At 73.8% G+C, this 22,840-nt stretch carries 22 protein-coding genes; 10 read left to right on the plus strand and 12 right to left on the minus strand.

Features of this window, described 5'->3' with window-relative positions; translation table 11 throughout:
• Positions 1–3 precede the first annotated feature (3 nt).
• The 4 genes from kdpC to NHH00_RS15855 are packed head-to-tail and all read right to left on the minus strand — an operon-like array spanning position 4 to position 4,716.
• A complete protein-coding gene (kdpC, locus tag NHH00_RS15840; protein WP_374615121.1) occupies positions 4–720 on the minus strand; it encodes a potassium-transporting ATPase subunit KdpC in 717 nt (238 codons plus the stop codon).
• 23 nt (positions 721–743) lie between these two features.
• Positions 744–2,942 (minus strand): potassium-transporting ATPase subunit KdpB, encoded by a 2,199-nt coding sequence (kdpB, locus tag NHH00_RS15845; RefSeq protein ID WP_253054011.1) that lies wholly within the window; start codon positions 2,940–2,942, stop codon positions 744–746.
• Entirely contained in the window at positions 2,939–4,621 is a 1,683-nt protein-coding gene (gene kdpA / locus NHH00_RS15850) for a potassium-transporting ATPase subunit KdpA (protein WP_253054914.1), read from the minus strand. The genes kdpB and kdpA overlap by 4 nt, the downstream gene beginning before the upstream one ends.
• Before the next feature lie 5 nt (positions 4,622–4,626).
• Positions 4,627–4,716, minus strand: coding sequence for a potassium-transporting ATPase subunit F (locus tag NHH00_RS15855; RefSeq protein WP_253054013.1), 90 nt, complete (start codon positions 4,714–4,716; stop codon positions 4,627–4,629).
• Between the two features lie 293 nt (positions 4,717–5,009).
• Here NHH00_RS15855 and NHH00_RS15860 point away from each other — a divergent pair, with 293 nt between their 5' ends.
• The 5 genes from NHH00_RS15860 (at position 5,010) to NHH00_RS15880 (ending at position 8,922) form a co-directional block, all read left to right on the plus strand.
• Positions 5,010–5,975 carry a DUF389 domain-containing protein gene (locus tag NHH00_RS15860; RefSeq protein ID WP_253054015.1) on the plus strand — a complete coding sequence of 322 codons (966 nt, stop codon included), beginning with the start codon at positions 5,010–5,012 and terminating at the stop codon, positions 5,973–5,975.
• Between the two features lie 104 nt (positions 5,976–6,079).
• Positions 6,080–6,376 (plus strand): type II toxin-antitoxin system VapB family antitoxin, encoded by a 297-nt coding sequence (locus NHH00_RS15865; RefSeq protein ID WP_024841670.1) that lies wholly within the window; start codon positions 6,080–6,082, stop codon positions 6,374–6,376.
• Positions 6,377–6,401: 25 nt separating this feature from the next.
• Positions 6,402–7,052 carry a LytR C-terminal domain-containing protein gene (locus tag NHH00_RS15870; RefSeq protein ID WP_253054017.1) on the plus strand — a complete coding sequence of 217 codons (651 nt, stop codon included), beginning with the start codon at positions 6,402–6,404 and terminating at the stop codon, positions 7,050–7,052.
• Positions 7,053–7,104: 52 nt separating this feature from the next.
• Positions 7,105–7,713 carry a GNAT family N-acetyltransferase gene (locus tag NHH00_RS15875; RefSeq protein ID WP_253054019.1) on the plus strand — a complete coding sequence of 203 codons (609 nt, stop codon included), beginning with the start codon at positions 7,105–7,107 and terminating at the stop codon, positions 7,711–7,713.
• 249 nt (positions 7,714–7,962) lie between these two features.
• Positions 7,963–8,922: a type IV toxin-antitoxin system AbiEi family antitoxin domain-containing protein gene (locus NHH00_RS15880; protein ID WP_253054021.1), complete on the plus strand. Its 960-nt coding sequence runs from the start codon at positions 7,963–7,965 to the stop codon at positions 8,920–8,922.
• 85 nt (positions 8,923–9,007) lie between these two features.
• Here the strand turns inward: NHH00_RS15880 and NHH00_RS15885 are convergent, their stop codons facing one another.
• The 6 genes from NHH00_RS15885 to NHH00_RS15910 all read right to left on the minus strand — a co-directional run bounded on the left by NHH00_RS15885 (position 9,008) and on the right by NHH00_RS15910 (position 17,223).
• Positions 9,008–10,342 carry a uracil-xanthine permease family protein gene (locus tag NHH00_RS15885; protein ID WP_253054023.1) on the minus strand — a complete coding sequence of 445 codons (1,335 nt, stop codon included), beginning with the start codon at positions 10,340–10,342 and terminating at the stop codon, positions 9,008–9,010.
• A 120-nt stretch (positions 10,343–10,462) separates the two neighbouring features.
• Positions 10,463–12,541, minus strand: a complete 2,079-nt coding sequence (locus NHH00_RS15890) for a glycosyl hydrolase (protein WP_253054025.1) — start codon at positions 12,539–12,541, stop codon at positions 10,463–10,465.
• A gap of 89 nt (positions 12,542–12,630) precedes the next feature.
• Entirely contained in the window at positions 12,631–13,362 is a 732-nt protein-coding gene (locus tag NHH00_RS15895; protein WP_253054027.1) for an HlyD family efflux transporter periplasmic adaptor subunit, read from the minus strand.
• A complete protein-coding gene (locus NHH00_RS15900; RefSeq protein WP_253054029.1) occupies positions 13,359–15,203 on the minus strand; it encodes a glycosyltransferase family 2 protein in 1,845 nt (614 codons plus the stop codon). Before NHH00_RS15900 ends, NHH00_RS15895 begins: the two co-directional genes overlap by 4 nt.
• A gap of 641 nt (positions 15,204–15,844) precedes the next feature.
• Complete coding sequence (locus NHH00_RS15905; RefSeq protein ID WP_253054916.1) at positions 15,845–16,768, minus strand: LLM class F420-dependent oxidoreductase; 924 nt, start codon at positions 16,766–16,768, stop codon at positions 15,845–15,847.
• A 155-nt stretch (positions 16,769–16,923) separates the two neighbouring features.
• A complete protein-coding gene (locus tag NHH00_RS15910; protein WP_253054032.1) occupies positions 16,924–17,223 on the minus strand; it encodes a Dabb family protein in 300 nt (99 codons plus the stop codon).
• A gap of 49 nt (positions 17,224–17,272) precedes the next feature.
• Between NHH00_RS15910 and NHH00_RS15915 the strand changes: the two genes are divergently transcribed.
• From NHH00_RS15915 to NHH00_RS15925, 3 genes are all read left to right on the plus strand, one after another.
• Positions 17,273–17,719: a hypothetical protein gene (locus NHH00_RS15915; RefSeq protein WP_253054034.1), complete on the plus strand. Its 447-nt coding sequence runs from the start codon at positions 17,273–17,275 to the stop codon at positions 17,717–17,719.
• Positions 17,720–17,729: 10 nt separating this feature from the next.
• On the plus strand, positions 17,730–18,623 hold the full coding sequence (locus tag NHH00_RS15920; protein WP_253054036.1) for an LLM class flavin-dependent oxidoreductase: 894 nt from the start codon (positions 17,730–17,732) through the stop codon (positions 18,621–18,623).
• Positions 18,624–18,795: 172 nt separating this feature from the next.
• On the plus strand, positions 18,796–18,996 hold the full coding sequence (locus NHH00_RS15925) for a DUF2510 domain-containing protein (RefSeq protein ID WP_253054038.1): 201 nt from the start codon (positions 18,796–18,798) through the stop codon (positions 18,994–18,996).
• Between the two features lie 25 nt (positions 18,997–19,021).
• On the opposite strand, the gene NHH00_RS15930 is transcribed toward NHH00_RS15925, so the two are convergent.
• Entirely contained in the window at positions 19,022–19,621 is a 600-nt protein-coding gene (locus NHH00_RS15930; RefSeq protein WP_253054040.1) for a dihydrofolate reductase family protein, read from the minus strand.
• Between the two features lie 99 nt (positions 19,622–19,720).
• Positions 19,721–21,628, minus strand: a complete 1,908-nt coding sequence (locus NHH00_RS15935; RefSeq protein WP_253054042.1) for an ABC transporter ATP-binding protein — start codon at positions 21,626–21,628, stop codon at positions 19,721–19,723.
• Between the two features lie 151 nt (positions 21,629–21,779).
• Between NHH00_RS15935 and NHH00_RS15940 the strand changes: the two genes are divergently transcribed.
• Together NHH00_RS15940 and NHH00_RS15945 are read left to right on the plus strand one after the other, a co-directional pair.
• Positions 21,780–22,418 (plus strand): TetR/AcrR family transcriptional regulator, encoded by a 639-nt coding sequence (locus NHH00_RS15940; protein ID WP_253054044.1) that lies wholly within the window; start codon positions 21,780–21,782, stop codon positions 22,416–22,418.
• On the plus strand, positions 22,415–22,696 hold the full coding sequence (locus tag NHH00_RS15945) for a hypothetical protein (protein ID WP_253054046.1): 282 nt from the start codon (positions 22,415–22,417) through the stop codon (positions 22,694–22,696). Before NHH00_RS15940 ends, NHH00_RS15945 begins: the two co-directional genes overlap by 4 nt.
• Positions 22,697–22,840 lie beyond the last annotated feature (144 nt).

Raw genomic sequence — 22,840 nt, forward strand, 5'->3', positions numbered from 1 at the left:
ACGTCAGGGCGCGTCCGAGCCGTCGGTCCCGGCCGGCGCCAGGTCCTCGAGCGCGAGGTTGAGCGCGAGCACGTTCACGCGCGGGTCGCCCAGCACGCCGGCCACGCGCCCGGCTGCGGCGTCGTCGACGAGCGCGCGCACCGCCGCCGGGTCGAGCCCGCGCGCGGCCGCGACGCGGTCGACCTGCTGGTACGCGTACGCGGGCGACACGTGCGGGTCGAGGCCCGAGGCCGACGCCGTCAGGGCGTCCGGCGGGACCGTCGCCGGGTCGACGCCGTCCTCCGCGGCGACGGCCGCCCGGCGCGCCTCGATCGCGGCGACGAGCTCGGGGTTGTTCGGCCCCAGGTTCGACCCCGCGGACGCGAGGGTGTCGTAGCCCTCCCCGGCCGCCGACGGGCGGCCGTGGAACCACTCGGGCGCGGTCCCCGGCTCGCCGAACGCCTGGCCGACGAGCACGGACCCGACGACCGGGGCGCCGCCCGCCCCGGCGTCGTCGACCGACGAGGCCCGGGTGCCGTCGGCGCGGACGAGCGAGCCGTCGGCCTGCCACCCGAAGGCGGCCTGGCCGACGCCCGTCACCGCGAGCGGGTAGAGCCCGCCGAGCAGGAGCGTCATGAGGAGCAGGACGCGCAGCCCCGCCCACGACTGCCGGACGAAGGAGACGGCGCCGCCGGCGGTCGACGGGCGGCCTCCGGACGGGACCTGCGAGGAGCTGGGCACGGGAGTTCCTTTCGGCACCGGGATCAGAAGCCCGGGAGGAGGGAGACGAGGAGGTCGACGAGCTTGATCCCGACGAACGGCGCCACGAGGCCGCCGAGCCCGTAGATCAGCAGGTTGCGCCGGAGCAGCGCCGACGCGGACGCCGGGCGGTAACGCACCCCGCGCAGCGCGAGCGGGACGAGGACCACGATGATCAGGGCGTTGAAGATCACCGCGGAGAGGATCGCGGACTGCGGGCTGGACAGGCGCATGACGTTGAGCACCTCGAGCGCGGGGAACACGCCCAGGAACATCGCGGGCAGGATCGCGAAGTACTTCGCGACGTCGTTCGCGACGGAGAACGTGGTGAGCGCGCCGCGCGTGATGAGGAGCTGCTTGCCGATCTCGACGATCTCCAGGAGCTTCGTCGGGTTCGAGTCGAGGTCGACCATGTTGCCCGCCTCCTTGGCGGCGGTCGTCCCCGTGTTCATCGCGACGCCGACGTCGGACTGGGCCAGCGCGGGCGCGTCGTTCGTGCCGTCGCCGGCCATCGCGACGAGGCGACCGCCCTCCTGCTCGCGCCGGATGAGGGCGAGCTTGTCCTCCGGCGTCGCCTCGGCGAGGACGTCGTCCACGCCCGCCTCGGCGGCGATGGCCCGCGCCGTGATCGCGTTGTCGCCCGTCACCATGACGCTCCGGATGCCCATCGCGCGGAGCTGGTCGAATCGCTCGCGCAGCCCGTCCTTGACGACGTCCTTGAGCCGGACGACGCCGAGCACGCGCGCCGGACCGTCCGCCACCTGCTCGGCCACCACGAGCGGCGTCCCGCCCTGCCCGCTCACCGTCTCCACGTGGGCCGCGAGCTCGTCCGTCTCCGGACCCGTCACGCTCCCGCCCGTCGAGTGCACCCACCGCTGCACCGCCGAGCCGGCGCCCTTGCGCACGCGCCGCACGCCGCCGTCGGGCGAGTGCAGGTCCACGCCCGACATCCGGGTCTGGGCCGTGAACGGGATGAACTCCGCGCCCGCGGTCTCCCGGACCAGGTCCGCCGCGGGACGCCCGTCCATCGACGTCACAAGGTCGACGATGCTGCGCCCCTCCGGGGTCTCGTCGGACAGCGAGGCCAGGCGCGCCGCGTCGGCGAGCTCCGCCGCGCTCACGTGGCCCACCGGCAGCACCTCGGTCGCGAACCGGTTGCCGTGCGTGATCGTGCCGGTCTTGTCGAGCAGCAGCACGTCGACGTCGCCCGCCGCCTCGACCGCGCGGCCCGACATCGCGAGCACGTTGCGCCGGACCAGGCGGTCCATGCCCGCGATGCCGATCGCGGACAGCAGCGCACCGATCGTCGTCGGGATGAGGCACACGAGGAGCGCGACCAGCACCACGAGCGACTGCCGTGCCCCCGAGTACACCGCGAACGGCTGGAGCGTCGCGACGGCGAGCACGAACACGATCGTCAGCGAGGTGAGCAGCACGTTGAGCGCGATCTCGTTCGGGGTGCGCTGGCGCTCGCTGCCCTCGACGAGCGCGATCATCCGGTCGACGAACGTCTGGCCGGCCGGTGCCGTGATCCGCACGACGATGCGGTCGGACAGCACGACCGTCCCGCCCGTGACCGCCGAGCGGTCCCCGCCCGACTCGCGGATCACCGGCGCGGACTCCCCCGTGATGGCCGACTCGTCGACCGACGCGACGCCCTCGATCACGTCGCCGTCGCCCGGGATCGTCTCCCCCGCGACGACCACGACGACGTCACCCACCCGCAGGCTGGACGACGGCACGTCGACCGTCGGCAGCAGGTGCAGGCTGGACCCCGCGGTGAGCGTGTCGGTCGGCGCGTCCACACGGCGCGCCGTGGTGCTGCGCTGCGTCGCGCGCAGGCTCGACGCCTGCGCCTTGCCGCGCGACTCCGCGACCGACTCGGCGAGGGTCGCGAACAGGACCGTCGCCCACAGCCACGCCGCGACGAGGACCGAGAACAGGTCCGGGTCCAGCGCCGCGAGGACCGTCGTCGCGACGGCACCGATCTCCACGACGAACAGGACCGGCGACCGGTACAGCACGCGCGGGTCGAGCTTGCGCACCGCGGCCGGCAGCGCCGCGCCCACCTGCGCGAGGGACAGCGCCCGCGGCGCGCGACGCCCGCCGCGGTGGTCGTCGTGGTGCGCGCCGTCGTCGGGCGCCCCCGCGGGGGACGCCGGGGTGCCGGGCAGCTGAGGGACGGAAGCGAGCGGGGTGCTCATGACAGGGACTCCACGACAGGACCGAGGGACAGGACGGGGACGAAGGTGAGGCCGACGACCACCAGCGCGACCGTGCCGAGCAGGCCGACGAACAGCGGCTGGTGGGTCGGCAGCGTGCCGGCCGACGGCGGCACCGAGCGCTGCGAGGCGAGGCGCCCCGCGAGGGCGAGGACGAGCGCGATGGGGACGAACCGGCCGACGAGCATCGCGAGCCCGAGGAGCGTGTTGTAGTACGGCGTCCCGGCCGACAGCCCGGCGAACGCGGAGCCGTTGTTGTTCCCGGCCGACGCGAAGGCGTACAGCACCTCGGTGAGCCCGTGCGGGCCGCCCTCCTGCTGACCGGCGAGGCCGTCGGGCAGGACCACGGAGAGCGCCGTGCCGACGAGCACGACCGCCGGGGTCGTCAGGACGTAGAGCGCGACGAGCGTGATCTCCTGGCGGCCGATCTTCTTGCCCAGGTACTCGGGCGTGCGACCCACCATGAGGCCCGCGACGAACACCGCGACGACGGCGAGCACGAGCATCCCGTACAGCCCCGCGCCCACGCCGCCGGGGGCGATCTCGCCGAGGAGCATGTTGAAGAGGACGACGCCGCCCCCCGGTGCGGTGAGCGAGTCGTGCATCGCGTTGACCGCGCCCGTCGACGTGCCGGTCGTCGCGGTCGCGAAGAGGGCGCTCGCGGCGAGGCCGAACCGGGTCTCCTTGCCCTCGAGCGCGGCGCCCGCGGCGTGCGGGGCGGCACCCGGCCCGGCGAGCTCCGCCCAGGTGGTCAGCGCGAGCGCGACGGCGAACAGCCCGGCCATCGCGCCGAGGACGGCCCAGCCCTGACGGCGGTCGCCCACCATGAGGCCGAACGTGCGCGGGAGCGTGAACGGGATCAGCAGGATGAGGAAGATCTCGAAGACGTTGGTGAACGGGTTCGGGTTCTCCAGCGGGTGCGCCGAGTTCGCGTTGAAGAACCCGCCGCCGTTGGTCCCCAGCTCCTTGATGGCCTCCTGGGACGCGACCGGACCGCCGAGGACGTGCTGCGTGCCGCCGGCGAGCGTCTCGACCGCGGTGTGCGGGCTGAGGTTCTGGACGACGCCGTTCGCCACGAGCACGACCGCGGCGACGAACGCGATCGGCAGGAGGATCCGCACGACGGAGCGGGTGAGGTCGGTCCAGAAGTTGCCGACCCGCGCGTCGGTCCCCGAGCGGGCGAACCCGCGCACGAGCGCGATCGCGACCGACATCCCGACGGCGGCCGAGACGAAGTTCTGCACGGCGAGGCCGGCCATCTGCAGGAGGTGGCCCGCGGCCGCCTCGCCGGAGTACCACTGCCAGTTCGTGTTCGTCACGAACGAGACCGCGGTGTTCCACGCGCCCGCGGGGTCCAGCCCCGTGAACCCGAGGTTCATCGGCAGGTGGTCCTGGAGCCGGCCGAGCCCGTAGAGGAACAGGACCGAGGCGAGCGAGAAGCCCAGCACGGAGAAGAGGTAGGTGCTCCACCGCTGCTCCGCGTCGGGGTCCACGCGCGCCAGCCGGTAGCCCGCGCGCTCCACCCGCAGGTGGCGCGACGAGGTGTACACGCGTGCCATGTACGCACCGAGCGGCGCGTGCACCGCCGCGAGCGCCGCGACGAGGAGCGCGACCTGACCGACGGCCGCCCACACGACCGCGGCGTCGACCGTCGTCGGCACGGCGCTCACCGGGCCCGGTCGCTGCGGAGCAGCGCGACGAAGAGGTAGCCCAGCACGGCGACGACGGCGCCGAGCGCGATCCAGTCGAGGATCATCACCGGGTGCCTCCCGAGGAGCCGTGACGACGCGCGACGAGCGCGACCGTCGCGAAGAACGCGACGGTGAGGAGGAGGAAGGCCAGGTCGGCCATGGTGGGAACGCCTTCTCGACGACGGTCGGCCGGCGCTCGTGGCGGGCGCCCTGCCGGCACCCGGAACCCGGGCGCACTGCCGTTCTACGCCCGGCCGGAGGGATCCGGACGGGGCTCTGACGGAACCTTGACGCCCTCTGCCGGAACCTTGACGGGGCGCCGCGCCGACGGCCCGCGCCCGCCTGGCACGATGGCGCCATGCTGACTGTGCGGGTCACCGCGGGGCACGACCTCGCCGAACGTCTGCGTCCCGTCCTCGACGCCGACCCCACCGTGTGCGACCTGGCGGTCGTGCCCGGCGCGGCGCTCGAGGGGCGCGGCGACGTCCTCTGGTTCGAGATGGCGCGGGAGAACGCGAACAACGTCATGCGGACGCTCCGGCACGCGGGCGTCCCGGCCGACGGGAGCATCGTCGTCACGGAGCCGGTGACGGTCGTGTCGGACGCCGCGGTCGCGGCCGAGCGGGCGGCCCCCGGCCATCCCGCCGACGGGGTGCTGTGGGCGCAGCTCGCGGACGCGTCGCGCGAGGACTCCCGGCCCTCCGCCACGTTCTTCGTGTTCCTGCTGCTCGCGACCCTCATCGCGGGGGTCGGTCGCCTGCTGGACCAGCCCATCCTCATCATCGGGGCCATGGTCGTCGGGCCGGAGTTCGCCCCCATCGCGGCGATCTGCTACGCGGTCGTGCGACGGCGGCGCGGGATCGCCGGGTCGGCGCTGGCGACGCTCCTCGGCGGGTTCGCGGGGTGCGCCGCGGTCGCCTGGGCGGTGTGGAGCCTCGCCTACGCGGCGGGCCTCATCACGTTCGAGCAGGCGACGACCGGGGCGCAGACGGAGTTCATCGTGTCGCCCGACGCGTGGTCCTTCGTCATCGCGCTCCTCGCGGGCGTCGCGGGTGTGCTCTCGCTCACCACGGCCAAGTCGGCCGCGCTCGTCGGCGTCTTCATCTCCATCACGACGGTGCCCGCCGTCGGGACGATCGGCCTGACCCTCGCGGTCGGGGCGTGGGACGAGGCGCTCGGCGCGGGCGTCCAGCTCCTCGTGAACGTCGCCGGGCTGCTCGTCGCCGGCATCGCGACGCTGTTCGTCCAGCTCCACCTCGGACGCCGGCTGGGCCGCGCGCGCCCGCTCCGGGTCCGCCCTGGCGGCGGTCCCGACGCCCGCTGACGCGAAGGACGCGGGTGCTCCTCGTGGGGAGATCGTGACGACCGCGTGACCGACACCCCGACGACCTGGGCACGGGCCGCCGTCGGGCCTCTAGGATGTGCCGCATGATCTTCAAGGCCGTCGGCGACGGGCGCCCCTACCCGGACCACGGCCGGGTGACCGCCCGCGACTGGGCCGAGGTGCCCCCGCGTCAGGTGCGCCTCGACGAGCTCGTCACCACCAAGCGCACGCTCGACCTCGACGCGCTCCTCGCCGAGGACTCCACGTTCTTCGGCGACCTCTTCGCCCACGTCGTCGAGTACGAGGGCGTCCTCTACCTCGAGGACGGGCTGCACCGCGCCGTGCGGGCCGCGCTCCAGCAGCGCGCCATCCTGCACGCCCGCGTCCTGACCGTGCGATGAGCGCGGGGTCCGGTAGGTTTCTGGCGTGACCACCCGCCCCGACACCGCGCGCGCCGAGCGTCGCCGACGCATGCACGAGCGCCAGGCCGTCGTGTTCGGGCTCCTCATCGCCGCGCTCGCCGTCGTCGGGCTCGGTGCGCTGGCCGTGTACACGGGCGCGATCGACGCCCCGTTCGACCGGCCGCTGTCGTCACCCGAGGCGGTCGACGACCTGGCGCACGTCGAGGTCCCCTGCCTCCCCGAGGGCACCCTCCCGGTGGCGACCGGCGACATCCAGGTCAACGTCTACAACGCGTCCGGCAAGGACGCCCCGCTCGGGCGCCTGAACCAGGACCTCCTCACGTCGCGCGGCTTCACGGTGCTCTCCACGGGCAACGCGCCGGACCTGGACGGCGACGAGAAGTCGGACGTCATGGCGCGGACGCAGATCCACTTCGGAGCCGCCGGCCTCGCGCAGGCGTACACGCTCGCCGCCCACTACGACAACCCCGGCCTCGTGCTCGACGCGCGCGAGGACGCCACCGTCGACCTCTACGTGGGTGCCGACTTCGAGGACGTCGTGGACCCCGAGCTCGTCGGCCTGTCCGGCGACGTCCCGCTCGAGAGCCGCGCCGGGTGCGTCGCGATCGAGGAGATCACCCCGCAGCCGCTGCCCGTGCCGCCCGCGGAGGGCTGAGCACGTCCCTCGCCCGGCGCCCGCCGAGCCTCACGACCGCCGAACGGTACCCATGAGCACCCTGCCCCTCCGGCCCGCCCGGACCACCGACCCCGACGAGGTCGACCGCCTCTACGAGATCTGCCTCCGGACCGGCGCGTCCGGCGCGGACGCGACCGCGCTGTACACCGACCCGCGGCTGCTCGGCGAGGTCTACCTCGGGGCGTACCTCGCCCTCGAGCCGTCGCTCGCGTTCGTCGTCGAGGCCGACGGCGTGGCCGCGGGCTACGTGCTGGGGGCGCGCGACACCGCCGCGTTCGAGGCGCGGTCCGAGCGGGAGTGGTGGCCCCCGCTGCGCGAGCGCTACCCGCTCGGCAGCTTCCCGGAGGGCTCCCGCGACGAGGCGCTGGTCCGTCAGATCCACCGCCCGCACCTCACCGACCCCTCGGTGCTCCCCGACTATCCCGCGCACCTCCACGTCGACCTGCTCCCCGCCGCACAGGGCGGCGGCAACGGCCGTCGGCTGATGGCGGCCCTGTTCGACGCCCTCCGCGCCGCCGGGGCCCCGGGAGTCCACCTCGGCGTCGCGGAGGACAACGTCTCCGCGATCGGCTTCTACGAGCACCTCGGCTTCACCCGCCTCGACGTCGACGAGGGCCTGGTCCTGGGCCTCCACCTCTGACCCGGCGCCCCGGTGCCGACCCCGGGATCGCTCCTCACGCGCGGCGCCTCCTGGGGAGAGATCCCGGGTTGGCGCGAACCCTGGACTTCTCCCTACCGACGCGCGCGTGGGAGGAGCGATCCAGGGGTCGGCCCCCCGCGAGGCGGGGAGTGACTCGACGGGTTCCACAGTCCCTCGGTTGCGGGGTCCCTTCCACAGGGGCGTCCGGCGAGCCCCTCCGACGACGTCAGGTGCGCTGGGATGCGACCCATGCCGCCCCGTTCTCCCGTACCGGAAGCCCTGCGTGCCGTCGCCGCCCAGCAGGAGTCGCTCGTCTGCACGAGGCAGTGCGTCGAGGCCGGGGTCGGTCGGAACGTCCTGACCCGCCTCGTGCGCTCGGGGTCCTGGTCACGGATCACCGCCGGCGTGTACGACCTCGACGCGACACCCTGGCAGGCGCGTCCGCCCGACTCCCGACGCCGCCGTGCTGCCTGGGCGGCGCTGCTCGCCTTCGGCCCCGAGGCGATCGCCGTCGGGCCGTGCGCGCTCGCGCTGCTCGGCGTCGCGGGACTGCCCGCGCGCGTCGTGCCCCAGGCCACGTTGCCGGGTGCCCGCTCCCTCGAGTCGCGGGACGGCATCCGGCTGCGCATGTTCGACGACGGCATGACCGTCGTGCGGGTCGGCGACCGGTACGTGGCCGCCCCCGAGTGGGCGCTGGCCCAGGCGGTGCCCGAGCTCGACCGCCCCTGGGCCGTGGCGGTCATGGACTCGGCTCTCCACCTCGGGCTGGTGACGCCCGAAGGTCTCGACCGCGCGCACGACCACGCCCGTGGTCGGCGGGGTGTCGCGCGGACGCACTCGTGGTGGGAGCTCGCGGACCGTCGGTCCGAGTCGCCGCTCGAGACCTGGGTGCGGCTCGACTGCGTCGACGGCGGCGTCCCGCCGGACATGCTCCAGGTCCCCTTGGTCGGGTCGAGCGGACGGGAACGGCGCGGCGACCTGGGCTGGCTGCTCGACGACGGCCGCTGGGTCGTCGCCGAGGCCGACGGCGCGGAGTTCCACGACACCCCGAGCGCCGCGTTCGCCGACCGGGAACGTCACAACGACCTCGTGACCGGCGACGTCGCGGCGATGCTTCGATTCACCTCCGCCGACACCCGCGTGCCGGGCCGCGTCGCAACCACGGTGCGGCGCGCTCTCCTGGCGTCGGGACGCCGTCGTGCCGCGTGACGTGAGGACGCCGAACCCGGGCCCGCTCCCCAGCGAAGGCTTCGGCTGGGGAGAGATCCCGGGTTCGGCATCGGGCGGGGGTCCGTCAGCGGGCGTCCTCGACCGCGTCGTGGACGATCGGCTCGTCGCCGCCGGGGGCCGACGCGGGGCTGGCGGGCTCCTGGGTCGTGCCGCGCCACCGCGCGATGGTCCGCATGAGGTGGTAGATCACGAGCGCCGCCGCGGTGCCGAGCGCGATGCCCTCGAACGTCAGGTCGCCGACGACCCACGTGAAGTTGGCGATGCCGACGACGAGCGGCACGGCGGCGGTCGTGAGGTTGACCGGGTTGGAGAAGTCGACCTTGTTCTGCACCCAGATGCGCGCGCCGAGGATGCCGATCATGCCGTAGAGCATCGTCGCCGCACCGCCCAGGACCCCGGCGGGGATGGTCGCGATGAGCTCACCGAACTTCGGCGAGAGCGAGAGCACCAGGGCGGTCGCCGCCGCGACCCAGTACGCCGCGGTCGAGTAGACGCGCGTCGCGGCCATGACGCCGATGTTCTCGGCGTACGTGGTCGTGCCGGACCCGCCGCCGATGCCCGCGAACGTGGTCGCGAGGCCGTCCGCGAAGAGGGCACGGCCGGTGAGGTCGTCGAGGTTCTTGCCGGTCATCGCCGCGACCGACTTCACGTGCCCGACGTTCTCTGCGATGAGCACGAGCACGACGGGCACGAACAGGCCGAGCACGGCGACGTCGAACGTGGGCGTGACGAACTCGGGGAACCCGATCCAGTCAGCCTTGCGCATGTCGGTGAAGTCGACCTCGCCCTGGAGCAGCGCCGCGACGTAGCCGACCACGACCCCGACCAGGATCGACAGGCGCCCGAGGATGCCCTTGAACAAGACGCTCACCAGGATGATCGACCCGAGCGTGACGAGCGCCGTGACCGGCGCCTTCTCGAAGTTGTCCCACGCGGCCGGGGCGAGGTTGAGGCCGATGAGCGCGACGATCGTGCCCGTGACGATCGGCGGCATGACGACGTCGATCCATCGCGCGCCCGCGACGTGCACGAGCAGGCCGACCGCGGCGAGCACGAGGCCGGTGACGAGGATGCCGCCGACGGCGACGGACTGGCCCTGCGACATCGTCGCCGCACCGATCGGGGCGATGAACGCGAAGCTCGACCCGAGGTAGCTCGGCAGCCGGTTGCGCGTGATGAGCAGGAACCCGACGGTGCCGATCGCGGAGAAGAACAGCGTCGTCGCGGGCGAGAACCCGGTGAGCAGCGGCACGAGGAACGTCGCGCCGAACATGGCGACGACGTGCTGCATGCCGATCCCGATGGTCCGCGGCCAGGTCAGCCGCTCGTCCGGGTCGACGACGTCCCCCGGCGCGACCGTCTTCCCGTTCCCGTGCAACCGCCACCCGATGGCGCTCATGTCTCTCCCGTCCGTGAAGTTCGTGTGAAGACCCCCGGAGCAGGGTAGTGCCCGCCGAACCCGGGGTTGCTCCTCACCCGAGCGGTCCGGTGAGGAACGACCCCGGGTTCGGCGGCGGTGCTACGCGGCCGCGTGCACCTGGAGCCATGCCAGGAGGTAGCTGCGGGTGGTGCCGTCGTCGATGCGTTCCGCCGGGAGGGTGCGGGCGACCTCCAGTGCGGCCGCGGCGTCGTCCGGGCCGGCGAGCGCCGCGTACATCAGGAGTTGGTCGCCGAACAGCACGTCCCACGACGCGGGGTCGTCGCGGGTGCCCGCGAGCGCCTCGTCGAGGTTCGCCCGGATGCGCTCCGGGTCGCCCGCGAGGTAGCCGGCGACGGGCTGCGTCGGCAGCACGAGGATGCCGAGCATCGCGCTCGGCGCGGCGCTGAACCACGTGGCCCAGTCGCGCTTGCCGCCCCACACGAGCGACGTCACGGTGTGCCCGAACCCGTCGAGCGCAGGGTCGTCGCGGTCGACGTCGGTCCAGTACGCGCGCGCCGAGGCCGCCTCGGCGGACAGCAGCCAGCGTGCCTGCGCCTCGAGCGTCGCGTCCCCCGACGCCTGCGCCCACAGCGCGAGCCCGTTCCACGCGGACACCGCCTCGGACGCGGACTCCTGGTTGTTCCCGTCCGCGAAGGGCGCGTACCCCGACGCCCACGAGTGGCCGGCGTACGCGTCGAACACGCGCAGCGCCGGGAAGTCCTCGTCGCCCGCGCCGGACGCGACGTCCGCGGCGAGCAGGTCGAGCACGGGCGCGAGGTCCGCGGCGAGCGCCGGGTCGTCGGCTGCGACGACGCCCGCGGCGTAGAGGAAGTACCCGTAGTGGAAGTGGTGGTCGTTGAGCTCGTCCGACCCGAACGACGGCGTCCGCCCGACGACGCTGCGCACCTCGGGGTCGTAGACGAAGCAGCGCGCGTCGCGCTCCCCGCAGCCGGAGGGCTCGGCCCACTCGCGCAGCGTGGCCGAGAGGTCGTCGCGCAGCGGCGCCGCGACGTCGTCGAGCCCGAGCTGTTCGGCGAGGGCGAGCAGGTTCGCGTCGCGCGCGAGCGCCTTGCCCCCGAAGTACGTGTCCGACGGCACCTCGAGAGACCCCGCCTCGAGCGCCGCGGCGTCGGCCCGCACCTGGTCGGCGAGATCCGTCGTCTCGTTCTCGCTCAGCCCGGAGAGGTCGAGCGCCCCGGCGGGTTCGACGGCGGGACTCGACCAGGCGAGCGTGCTCGCCGTGCACACGTCGACCGTCCCGAGCACGGTCGCGTAGGTGCCCAGGCCGCACGCCGCGCCGTCGCCCTCGCGCTGGTGCGGCAGCCGCACGACGACGGTCCCCGGCCCGGGCTCGTCACTCCCGGTCTCGTAGGTGATCGCCGTGGTGGCGGCGTCGTCGGCCACGCCGTACGCGAGGGTCGTGCCCGTGACGGGGTGCGCGGCCGCCTCGGCGAGCGTCGCGACGGCGCCGTCCGGGGCGCCGTCGGGCACGGGGAACCACGCGACGGAGTCGCCCGCGGCGAGGTCGAGCGAACGACCGTCGTCGGACAGCGCGCCCTCCGCCCCGACCAGCACGTACTCGCGTCCGCCCGCCTCGGTCGTGACGAGCCCGTCCGCCGCGTCGAACGCGACGGTGAGCGCCGCCGTCTGGTCCGTCGCCGCGGTGTACCGCAGGACGGGCGACCCCTCGACGAGGGCCACCGTCCCCAGGACGGAGCCTGCGTCGTCGAGCAGGTCGACCATGACGGACGCGGTGTCGTAGGCGGTGACCTCGACCGACTCCGCCCCGACGTCCACGCCGACCCGCGGCACGAACGGGCCGAGGATCGACTGCTCGGTGACCTCGACGTCGGGCAGGCCGAACGCGAACCCGCCGTCGGTCACGCCGAACGCGAGCGGCACGGGGAACACCGGCAGCGGCTCGTCGCCGAAGACCAGCCCGGAGAACCAGCGGTTGGTCGGCGGGACCAGGCCGTCCGCGAGCCTGGCGGTGGGCATCGGAGCGACCGACTCCTGCGGCAGGATCGACGGGTCGACGTCGGGGACGGTCCCGGTCAGGTCCGCGGCGGGGTGCCCGACGGCGGAGCCCGCCCCGGGCGGCCCCGTCGCCCCGGGCGACACGTCCGTCTCGAACAGCCCGCACCCGGTGACGAGCGCTGCCGATGCGAGCACCACCACGACGGCCCGTCCGCGAGATCGGCCCGAGCGCCCGAGATCGACCTTCGGGAGGTCGATCTCGTGGCGGACGGGTCGACCCCGGCGGGGCGTCACAGCCCCACCTTGCGGAGGAACGTGCCGAACGACTCGTCGACCCCGGCGAGCGGGCCGTCGTCGTGCAGCTCGATGCTCGCCGTGACGGGCGTGCCCGACGCGACGAGGCCGTGCTCCGCACCGCGCACGAGCGCGTCGCTCGTGACCTCGATCGTGGCCTCCGCCTGGTTGGCGGTGTTCTGCACCGCGACCGACGCGACCTCGCCCGCGATCTCCACCTGGTTCGGCAGCACGACCGTGACCTCCGCGCCCTGGCGGACGCGCGCGAAGTCGCTCGGGTCGAGCGTCAGCCGGGCGTCGACGAACAGCGACCCTTCGCGCTCGAGCGACGCGATCACCTCGCCGGCCTGGACGAACCCGCCCTCGCGGGTCGTGACGTCGGTGACCACGGCGTCGTAGGGCGCGACCAGCGTGATCGTCCCGTCGGGCGCCACCTGGTACGCGGACGTGTCGGCGCTGACGAGCCCGAGCGCGATGTCGTGCTGGAGCGTCAGGCTGCTCACGGTGAACAGCGGGTCGCCCGCGGCGACCTCGTCCCCCTCGGCGACCTCCGCCGCGGTGACGGTCCCCGCGTAGTCGCTGCCGACGTCGAGCACCTCGGCCCGGATGGTCGCCGTGGTGCTCGTCGCCTGCCCGAGGCGCCGGTTCATGACGAGCGTGAGCGCCGCGCACACGAGCACCACCACGAGCAGCCCGCCCACGAGGCGGAAGCGGTTCGACCAGGTCATGCGACACCTCCGACAGGTCCGGACGACGAGTCCCCGCCACGGCGCGCCCGCCGCCTCCCGGCCCGCGTCCCGACGCCGACCGTCACCTCCACGCCGAGCCGCGCCGACAACGCCTCGTCGACGACGGCCGCGGCCGCTCCGTCCCGCGGCCGGACCAAACGCCCTCCGTCCCGAGCCGCCAGGCGCGTCGACCGCGACTCTCGGAGGGCCGTCACGACGAACGCGCCGAGGATCAGCGTGTTGGTGACGTTCCAGGCGAGCGCGAGGCTCGGCATCGGGTCGCCCCACTCCTTCCAGGCCCCGACCACCGACGTCACGAGCAGGAACGCGAAGAACAGCACCTGCGGGATCATGTAGTTGAACGGCGACGTGACCTTCCCCTTGCTGCCGGTCACGTGCCACGCCTGCTCCTTGCCGGTCAGCGCGTTCCACAGGGCCGTGGTGTAGATGGGGAACGACACGGACGCGAGCATGAGCACCTCCCACCGGAACGACCCGAGCGTGAAGAACGCGATGGCGATCTGGAGCACGTAGAAGCCCGCGTAGTAGAGCAGCCACGTGCCCCACGAGATGGTGAGGTTCATGGGCGTGAGGTCGAGGTAGACCTGCAGCGGCGGCACGAGCAGCAGCACGAGCGGCGCGATGCCCGCGAGGTAGTGCGTCGCGGTGACGGTGTACTGGAGCCGCTGGTCGAGCGTGAGGGTGCGGCGCGGGCTGAGCGGGTTGTGCTGGAGCAGGATCTCGAACCCGCCGGTCGCCCAGCGCAGCTGCTGCTTGGTGTACGCCTCGACGGTCTCCGGGGTGTCGCCGACCGCGAGCGTCGTGGGGATGTAGATCGTGCGCCACCCGCGCTCGTGGAGCATGAGCGACGTCCACACGTCCTCGGACTTGGAGTCGGTGTGCATGCCGCCGATGTCGTCGATCGCGGCGCGGCGGAAGATCACGTTGGTCCCGACGCAGAACGCGGCGTTGAAGCGGTTGCGGCCAGGCTGCACGAACCGGTAGAAGACGGCCTGCATGTACCCGGCGCCGCGCGAGATGAGGTTGTCGAGGTTGCCGTAGGTCTGCGGCGTCTGGACGAACGCGACGTCGTCCTTGACGAAGAACGGCACGGTCTCCACGAGGAGCTCCGGCCTGGCGACGAAGTCGGCGTCGAGGATGACGAAGAAGTCGCCCTTGGCGATGGCGAGCGCGTGGTTGACGTTGCCGGCCTTCGCGCCGTTGCTCGACAGCCGTCGCACGTAGCGCGCCCCGAGCTGGGCGGCGAGGTCGCGGACGTCGTCGGACCGGCCGTCGTCGAGCACCCACGTGCGGTGGGTGCCGCGGACCGCGAGGGCAGCGCGCACCGTGCGCGCGATGGTGTCGAGGTCCTCGCCGTAGGTCGTGATGAGGACGTCGACCGTGACGGGACGGTCGTGGAGGTACAGGTTCCAGCGCGTCGGGTCGTCCTCGGCGCCGTCGCGGATGATCTCGGGGACGTCGAACAGGCGGTCCTTCGCGTGGTGGAACGAGAACCCGCGCGGGTCGTGCCCGCTCGACAGGACGGTCCACATCGCCAGCAGCGCCTGGGCGACGAGCACCGACTCGGCCGTGATGACCATGACGTACGGCAGCGCGTCGCCGCGGTTGGCCGGGTTGAGCAGGAACACCGCGTACGCGACGACGCCGAGCGTCGCCAGCAGCATGATCATGACGAGCGACGGCGAGCGCGCGGCGGAGTTCTCGTCGCGCGGCGGGCCGGTCGGGCGGTCGACGTCGGCGCTCGGGCCGAACGTCGCGGGCCGCACGTGCTGCGTACGGCGCGGGGTGACGACCAGGCGGTCGAACTCGGAGACGGGCATCGCAGACCTCCGGCTCTCGACGGGGCCCCGGGAATCCTCCGGGGGGCGCGGTCGGGCCGACGGCGGACGACGGCGGGCGGACCCGCCGGGTCGTCGAGAGCCCGGGTGCGGCGACGTCGTCGGCGTCGTGACGTGGTGCGTGTCGTGCCGTGGTGCGGTGCCGTGCGGGACGTGCGGTGCGGCCGAGCCGGTCGAGCGCGGGCCGAGACGGGTCGAGGTGGCCCGCACCAGCGGGCCACCTCGTCGTCTGCGCCGAACGTAGCGGTGCCGGGCGGGCTTGTCACGGGTCGTGCGGGGTGACGCGACGGCCTCTCTTCCGCCCCAGGTCAGATGTGAACGGGCCGGGCCGCGGGCGGCGCCACGTCGTCGAGGTGGGCCGGATCGTTGGTGCGGTGCCGTTCCCGACCCGGTCGGAAGCCGTCGTCCGCGACCGGGTGAGCGCTCACCCGGCGGCGACCCGCACGAGCCGGAAACGAGTCGTTCACGGGCGGAAACGGAGAATTCACGGCGCCGGCGCGCCGGGCGTCCGACGGGTGGACGCCTGCGGCGGGCGGACGGCACCGGCCGCGGTCGCGGTCGCGGTCGCGGTCGACGATGCCCACGTCGCGACGAGCCTGTCGTCGCGACGCGGGCACGGACGGTCAGGGCAGCTGCGGCACGACCTCAGACGCGATGAGGTCGAGGTGGTCGAGGTCGTGCAGGTCGAGCACCTGGAGGTAGAAGCGCGTCGCGCCCTGCTCGGCCGCGGCGGCGATCTTGTCCGCGACCTCGGAGACCGTCCCGGCCAGGCCGTTGCGGCGCACCTCGTCGGGCTCGCGCCCGATCGCGTCGGCCCGACGGCGGAACTCCGCCTCGTCCTTGCCCACCGCGACGACGAACGCCGCCGAGTACACGAGCGAGTCGGGGTCACGGTCGGCGTCGAGGCACGCGGCGCGCACGTTCTCGAACCGGTCGGGCAGGACGCCCGGGTCGGGGAACGCCGCGTTGAACTCGCTCGCGTACCGGGCCGCGAGCGCCGGGGTGCGCCGGGGACCGTGGCCGCCGACGATCACCGGGACGCGCTCCTGCGCGGGCTTCGGCAGGGCCGGGGAGTCCGTGAGCGTGTAGTGCTCGCCGCTGAACGAGAACGTCTCCCCGACCGGCGTCTCCCACAGCCCGGTGATCACCGCGAGCTGCTCCTCGAGGATCCCGAACCGCTTCTCCGGGAACGGGATGCCGTACGCCTCGTGCTCGCGCGCGAACCAGCCCGCGCCGAGCCCGAGCTCCACGCGACCGCCCGACATCTGGTCGACCTGCGCGACCTGGATCGCCAGCACGCCCGGGTGGCGGAACGTCGCCGACGACACGAGCGTGCCGAGCCGGATGCGGCTCGTCTCGCGGGCCAGGCCGGCGAGCGTCGTCCACGCGTCGGTCGGGCCGGGCAGCCCGTCGCCGTCGCCCATGACGAGGTAGTGGTCGGAGCGGAAGAAGGCGTCGAACCCGAGGTCCTCGGTCGCCTTCGCGACCGCGAGGAGGTCGTCGTAGGAGGCGCCCTGCTGGGGCTCGGTGAAGATGCGCAGGTCGATCTGGGTCATGCCGTCACCCTGCCACACCGGGCGACTGCCCCCGCCCGCAGGAGCCCCCGTCCCGCGAGGTAGAACGTCCGGTCGCGAGGTAGAACGCGCCGAGCTCTACCTCGCGACGCGATGTTCTACCTCGGAGGCACCGGGCGGCGATGCAGTCAGTCGGCGAGCGGGACGAGGTCGAGCTCCTGGAACTCCGCGACCTCGGGCACCCAGCGGTCGGCGACGAACCCGCGGTGGTCCGGGTGGGCGTCGTACGCGGCGTACGCGGCGTCGTCGTCGAACACCATGGAGAACTGGAACGTCAGCGGGCTCTTGGCGCTCACCTGGCGCGAGACCGTGAAGTCCCGCACCCCCGGGATCGCGGTGAGCGTGCGGCGCGCGGTGCCGAGGAACTCGGCCTCCTCGGCGCTGCCGGCGGGGTGGACGAGGCGGAAGGCGACGGTGTGCTGGATCACACCGACACCGTAGACGGGGCCCAGGATCGGCGCCCGCTAGTCTCGCGGCATGCGGATCCGCTGGCGCGAGGTCTCCGGGCACTTCGACGAGAGCGTCGAAGGACGCCTGCCGGACGGATTGGTGCACGGGACGACAGGAGCCGACCCCGCTCTCCTCCTTCTGCGGTACCAGGCGCTCGGTTGGAGGGTCGAACAGGACGGTCGGCCGATGGATGCCGACGGTCTTCGCCCGACCGAGGACGGGGAGCTCCCAACGCTCGTCGTTCATCCCGACGCGACGGTGTCGGTGAACCTGTTCCTGTGGCCCGGAGACGAGATCGCTTTCGACGTCGACGCCCGGGAGATCCATGACCAGGCCACGTTCGACGTCGTCTGCCGGTTCCTCGTCGAGACGGGCCGCGCGCTCGCCACGGACGTCGACCTCTGCCCCGAGGGAACCACGTCGCCGTTCCTCCGCTACAGCGCAAGGACGGACAGCCTCGGCCTGTGTCCCTAGGCTGGCGACCATGCGCGTGAGCACCGTGATCCTGCCGATCTACCCGTGGAGTGAGGGCCGCGACGTGTGGCGCGAGGCCGACGACCTCGGGTTCCACGCCGCCTACACGTACGACCACCTGTCGTGGCGGACCTTCCGCGACGGGCCGTGGTTCGGCGCCGTCCCGACGCTCGCCGCCGCGGCGGGCACGACGGAGCGGGTACGCCTGGGCACGCTCGTGTCGTCGCCGAACTTCCGTGAGCCGGTGACGTTCGCGAAGGACGTCATGACGCTGGACGACCTGTCGGGCGGCCGGATCACGGTCGGTCTCGGCGCGGGCACGACCGGCTTCGACGCGGCGGTGCTCGGCGGTGAGCCGTGGTCCGCGCGCGAGCGGGCGGACCGCCTGCGCGACTTCACGGTCCTGCTGGACCGGCTGCTCACCGAGCCCGCCGTCACGCACGACGAGGGCCACTACCGCGCGCACGAGGCGCGGACCATCCCCGGTCCGGTGCAGTCCCCGCGCGTGCCGTTCGCCATCGCCGCGACCGGCCCGCGCGGCCTGCGGCTCGCCGCGCGCTACGGCCAGGCGTGGGTGACGACGGGCGACGGCCGCCTGGGCGACGACGCGACCCCGGCGCAGTCCCGCGCGGCGGTCCGCGACCAGGTGGAGCGGCTGGAGGCCGCGTGCGCCGACGCCGGTCGCGACGCGGCGTCGGTCGAGCGGATCCTGCTCACCGGCTTCACGCCCGACCCCGCGCTCGCGTCGGTCGACGCGTTCGTCGAGACCGCGCGCGGGTACGCGGAGGCGGGGATCACGGAGATCGTCGTCCACCGGCCGATCCCCGGCACGCAGTTCGCCGCCGACCAGCGCGTCTTCGAGCAGATCGCGACCGACGGAGCGGCCCAGGTCGCCGGTCTCTGACCGTTCGGATCCCGCCCCGGAGGCGAGCCACCGCCGTCGGCCACGGCGCCGCGGTGACGGTGGTTCGCGGCCGGAGGGAACCTCGCCGGCCTCTGCTGCGTGAAAGAGGTGGGGCTGCTGTGACACAGGTCCGTACGGAGGGGCTCACGGGTCCGTGACGCGAGGAGGCGACATGCGCAAGGCACCGGCGGGGTGGTACCCGGACGCACCGGGGTCGGGCAGCGAGCGCTGGTACGACGGCGCGGTGTGGACCGACCGCACCCGGACCCGCCGCGCGGCGGAGGACGCTGGGCTGTGGCGGCGCGTCCTCGTCGTCGGGGCGGTCGTCGTGGTCGTCGTCGCGGCGCCGCTCCTGCTCGCCGTGCTCGACTGAGCCACCGCGACCCCGACACGGGCCGTCAGCCGAGCGGCCCCAGCACCCGGTACGTGACGTGCGTGACGAGCGACGCGGCGCGCACGGCGACGGTCTCGAGCGCGAGGGGCGGGACGCCGTCGAGCACGCGGTCCCCGTGCCCGAGGACCTGCGGCACGACGTGCAGCCGGAGCTCGTCGAGGAGCCCGGCCGAGAGCGCCTGGTTGATGGTCGCGGCGCCGCCGGCGACGGAGACGTCCCGGTCGCCCGCGGCCTCCCGCGCCTGCGCGACGGCGGACTCGATGCCGTCGGTCACGAAGAAGAACGTCGTCCCGCCCTCCATGACGAGCGGTTCGCGCGGGTGGTGCGTGAGCACGAACACGGGCCCGTGGTACGGCGGCTCCGGACCCCACCACCCGCGCCAGTCGAGGTCCCACTCGCCGCGGCCCGGGGTGAACATGTTGCGGCCCATGACGTACGCACCGGCGGCGAGGATCGCGTCGAGCTCCGCACGGTTCTCGTCAGCCGTCTCGAACATCCACCGGTGCAGGTCCACGCCCTCGCCGAACGGGTGCTCCACCGTCTGGTCGGGCCGGGACGAGAACCCGTCCACCGACACCGCCACGTCGCACGTCACGTTCCCCATGCCGCCCTCACCCTCCGCGGTCGGCACGAGCCGCGACCGCCGTCGTCCACACCTGACGCCACCTCCGACCGCGCGCGCACCCGGAACTCATCGCACCCGCTATCTCGACGTGGCGGCCTCCTCGGTCGCGATGCGCAGGGCGGCGACGAGCTCGCGGTAGAGCTCGTCGGTCGCGAGGAGCTCGGCGTGCGTCCCGCGGGCGCGGACGCGTCCGTCCTCCATGACGAGGATGAGGTCGGCGTCGATCACGGTCGACAGGCGGTGCGCGATCGTCACGACGGCGCGGTCGCGCGCGAGGTCCTCGATGACGGCGTGCACGGCGGCCTCGGTGAGCCCGTCGACCTGCGCCGTCGCCTCGTCGAGCAGCAGGACGTCGGGCGCGTGCAGGACGGCGCGCGCGAGGGCGACGCGCTGCCGCTCGCCGCCCGAGACGGTCGTCCCGACGAGGGACGTGTCGAGGCCCTCGGCGAGCGAGCGCACCTTGGCCTCGAGCCGGACCTTCGCGAGCGCGGCCCACATGGCCTCGTCGGTCGCACCGGGGTCGGAGAGGAGGAGGTTCTCGCGGATCGTCCCCGGCACGACGGGCGTCTCCTGCTCGACGTACGCGAAGCGGCGCCGGACGTCGTCGAACGTGAGGTCGTCGTAGGGCACGCCGTCGAGGAGGATCTGCCCGGACTCGGGCTGGAGGAACCGCAGCAGCAGGGAGAACGTCGTGGTCTTGCCCGCGCCCGACGGCCCGACGATCGCGACCTGCCCCCGGTGGGGCACGTCGAGGTCGAGGTCGCTGACGACGGGCTCGCCGCCGGGCAGGTAGCGCGCCGTGACGCCCCGCAGGGAGAGGCGCGGCGTCCCGGCAGCGGTCCCGTCCGTGCCCGACGTCGCGCCCGCCACGGCCTCCCGAGTCGCCTCCGCAGCGGCCGGGTCCAGCGCCGCCGCGCCCGCCCGGGCCGGCCGAGCGACGTCGTCGTCCTCCTCCGGCTCGATCGACTGGACCTCGCTGATGCGTCCCGCGGCGGCGATGCCGGCCTGGAGCTGCGTGACGTTCATGGTGAGGCCGGTGACGGGCTCGACGATCTGGAACGCGTAGAGGAGGAACGCGACGAGGCTCGACACCGCGAGCAGCCCCTCGTCGACGCGCCACGCGCCGAGCGCGAGGATGACGATGATCGCGAGCTGGATCCCGCCGCCCGCGATGGTCCACGCGACCGCCTCGGTCCGCACGGCCCGGACGCTGTGCCGCGCGGACGCCTGCGCGTCGTCGAGCACCCGCTCGATCTGGCGCCCCTCGGCGCGGCTGGCCTTGATGGTGCGGATCGCGCGGAGGCCGCCCTCGAGCGTGCCGCCGAGGCTGCCGAGCGACTCCTGCGCCTTCTCCTGCGCCTTCGCGATCCTCGGCATGAGCGCGCCGACGAGCACCGCGATGACGACGATCGCGCCGAGCGTCGTGCCGAGCAGCACGATGTCGAGCACGCCCATGAGGACGATCGTCCCGACGAGGGACACGGCGAAGTTGACGAGGTTGACGATGCTCGACGACGCGGCCTCCCGCAGCAGCACGGTGTCGGACGTGACGCGCGTGACGAGCTCCCCGGTCGGGCGCCCGGTGAGCGCACCGATCCGCGCGCGGAAGTAGCGCCGGACCATGGACGACCGCGCGTCGAGCACGACCCGCTCGGCGAGCGTGCCGAGCAGGATCCACTGCCACAGCCCGAGCACGAGGCCCACGACGAGCAGCCCGACGAGCGTGAGGACGGCCGGGGTCAGCGACTCCCCCGTCCCGAGGGTGTCGAGCACCCACTTGGTGACCATCGGCGTCGCGAGCGCCGCGGCGGTGGTGCCCAGCCCCAGGACGAGGCCGAGCAGGAGCGTGCGGCGATGCGGTCGGACGAACTCCCCGAGCACCTTGAGCCGCGGGAGGAACGGGCCGGTGGGCGTGTCGGGCGTGTCGGGCGTGGCGGGCGTGGCGGGCGTCGTGGTCGGCGAGCCGGTGGCGTCAGTCGTGGGCATGGCGTCAACCATGGTTGACATCCTCTCTCGTGTCAACTGTGGTTGACGCGGGCGGAACAGAGCAGCGGAACGGGCGTGACCACTAGTGGAACATTCCTGTTCCACTCGTGGCAAGAGGTGTTCCACTGCGCGGAGGGCTATCGTGGGCCGCGTGACGGCACGAACCAGCGCGCGGGACGCCACCACCGCGCCGGCCCTCGCAGCGGCGCGCGACGGCGCGCCCGCGGAGAGCGGCACCCGCGCGCGCACGCGGCGCGCGATCCTCGACGCCGCGGTCGCCGTGCTCAGCACGGACAAGTCCGCGTCGCTCGGCGACGTCGCCCAGGCCGCGCAGGTGGGGCGCACGACGCTGCACCGCTACTTCCCCGAGCGGGCCGACCTCGTCGAGGCGATCGGGACCGAGGCCGTCGAGCGCACGCGCGCCGCGATCACCGCGGCCCGCCTCGACGACGGCGCCCCCGCGTCCGCGCTGCGCCGCCTCGCGTTCGAGTACTTCGACCTCGGCCCCTGGTACATGGTGCTGTTCAACGAGTTGTCCGGCGGCGAGCCCGAGTTCTGGGCGGAGTCCGACGCGGTGGAGGAGCCGGTGCGCGACCTCCTGCGCCGCGGCCAGGCGGACGGCGTGTTCGACGACCAGCTCAGCGTCGCGTGGCTCGTCCGCACGCTCTGGTGGATGCTCTTCAACGCGTGGGCGATGCACGACGAGGGCGAGGCGACGCGGGCCGACGCGCTGCGCATGGCCGTGCGCAGCATCGAGGGCGTGGCGCTCGCCCGCGAGGCCCGCTCGTGAGCACGGCCCCGACCCCGCGACCCGGCCTCGGCGAGCGCCTGGGGCGCTGGTGGCAGCGTGCCGACGAGGTGCGCACGGGCGTGCGCTGGGCGAGCGTGGGGACGGTCTTCGGCGGGATCGCCGTCGCGCTCGTGTGCCTCGTCCTCGTGCTGCGCGGCCGCGTCTGGGCGTGGTTCCCGCTCCTCGTCGCCGCCGCCGTCGCGCTGCGCGAGGTCCGCTACCTCCAGCGCGCCGCGCGCGGCGGCCGACCCCGCTACCAGGAGAACGCGCCGCGCTGAGGTCCGAGCCGTGTGCGAGCCGACTCCGGACCGGTCCCGGACCTCGGTGGGCTCAGGGCACGGGGGGAGGTCTCCCCATCGTGCGTGCTCGCCGGTCCGGCTAGCGTCGACGGCGACCACGCTCGCTCGAGGACACGACGAAGG

Origin of the sequence: Cellulosimicrobium cellulans, from assembly GCF_024124905.1 — a bacterium.
Lineage (GTDB): Bacteria > Actinomycetota > Actinomycetes > Actinomycetales > Cellulomonadaceae > Cellulosimicrobium > Cellulosimicrobium cellulans_G.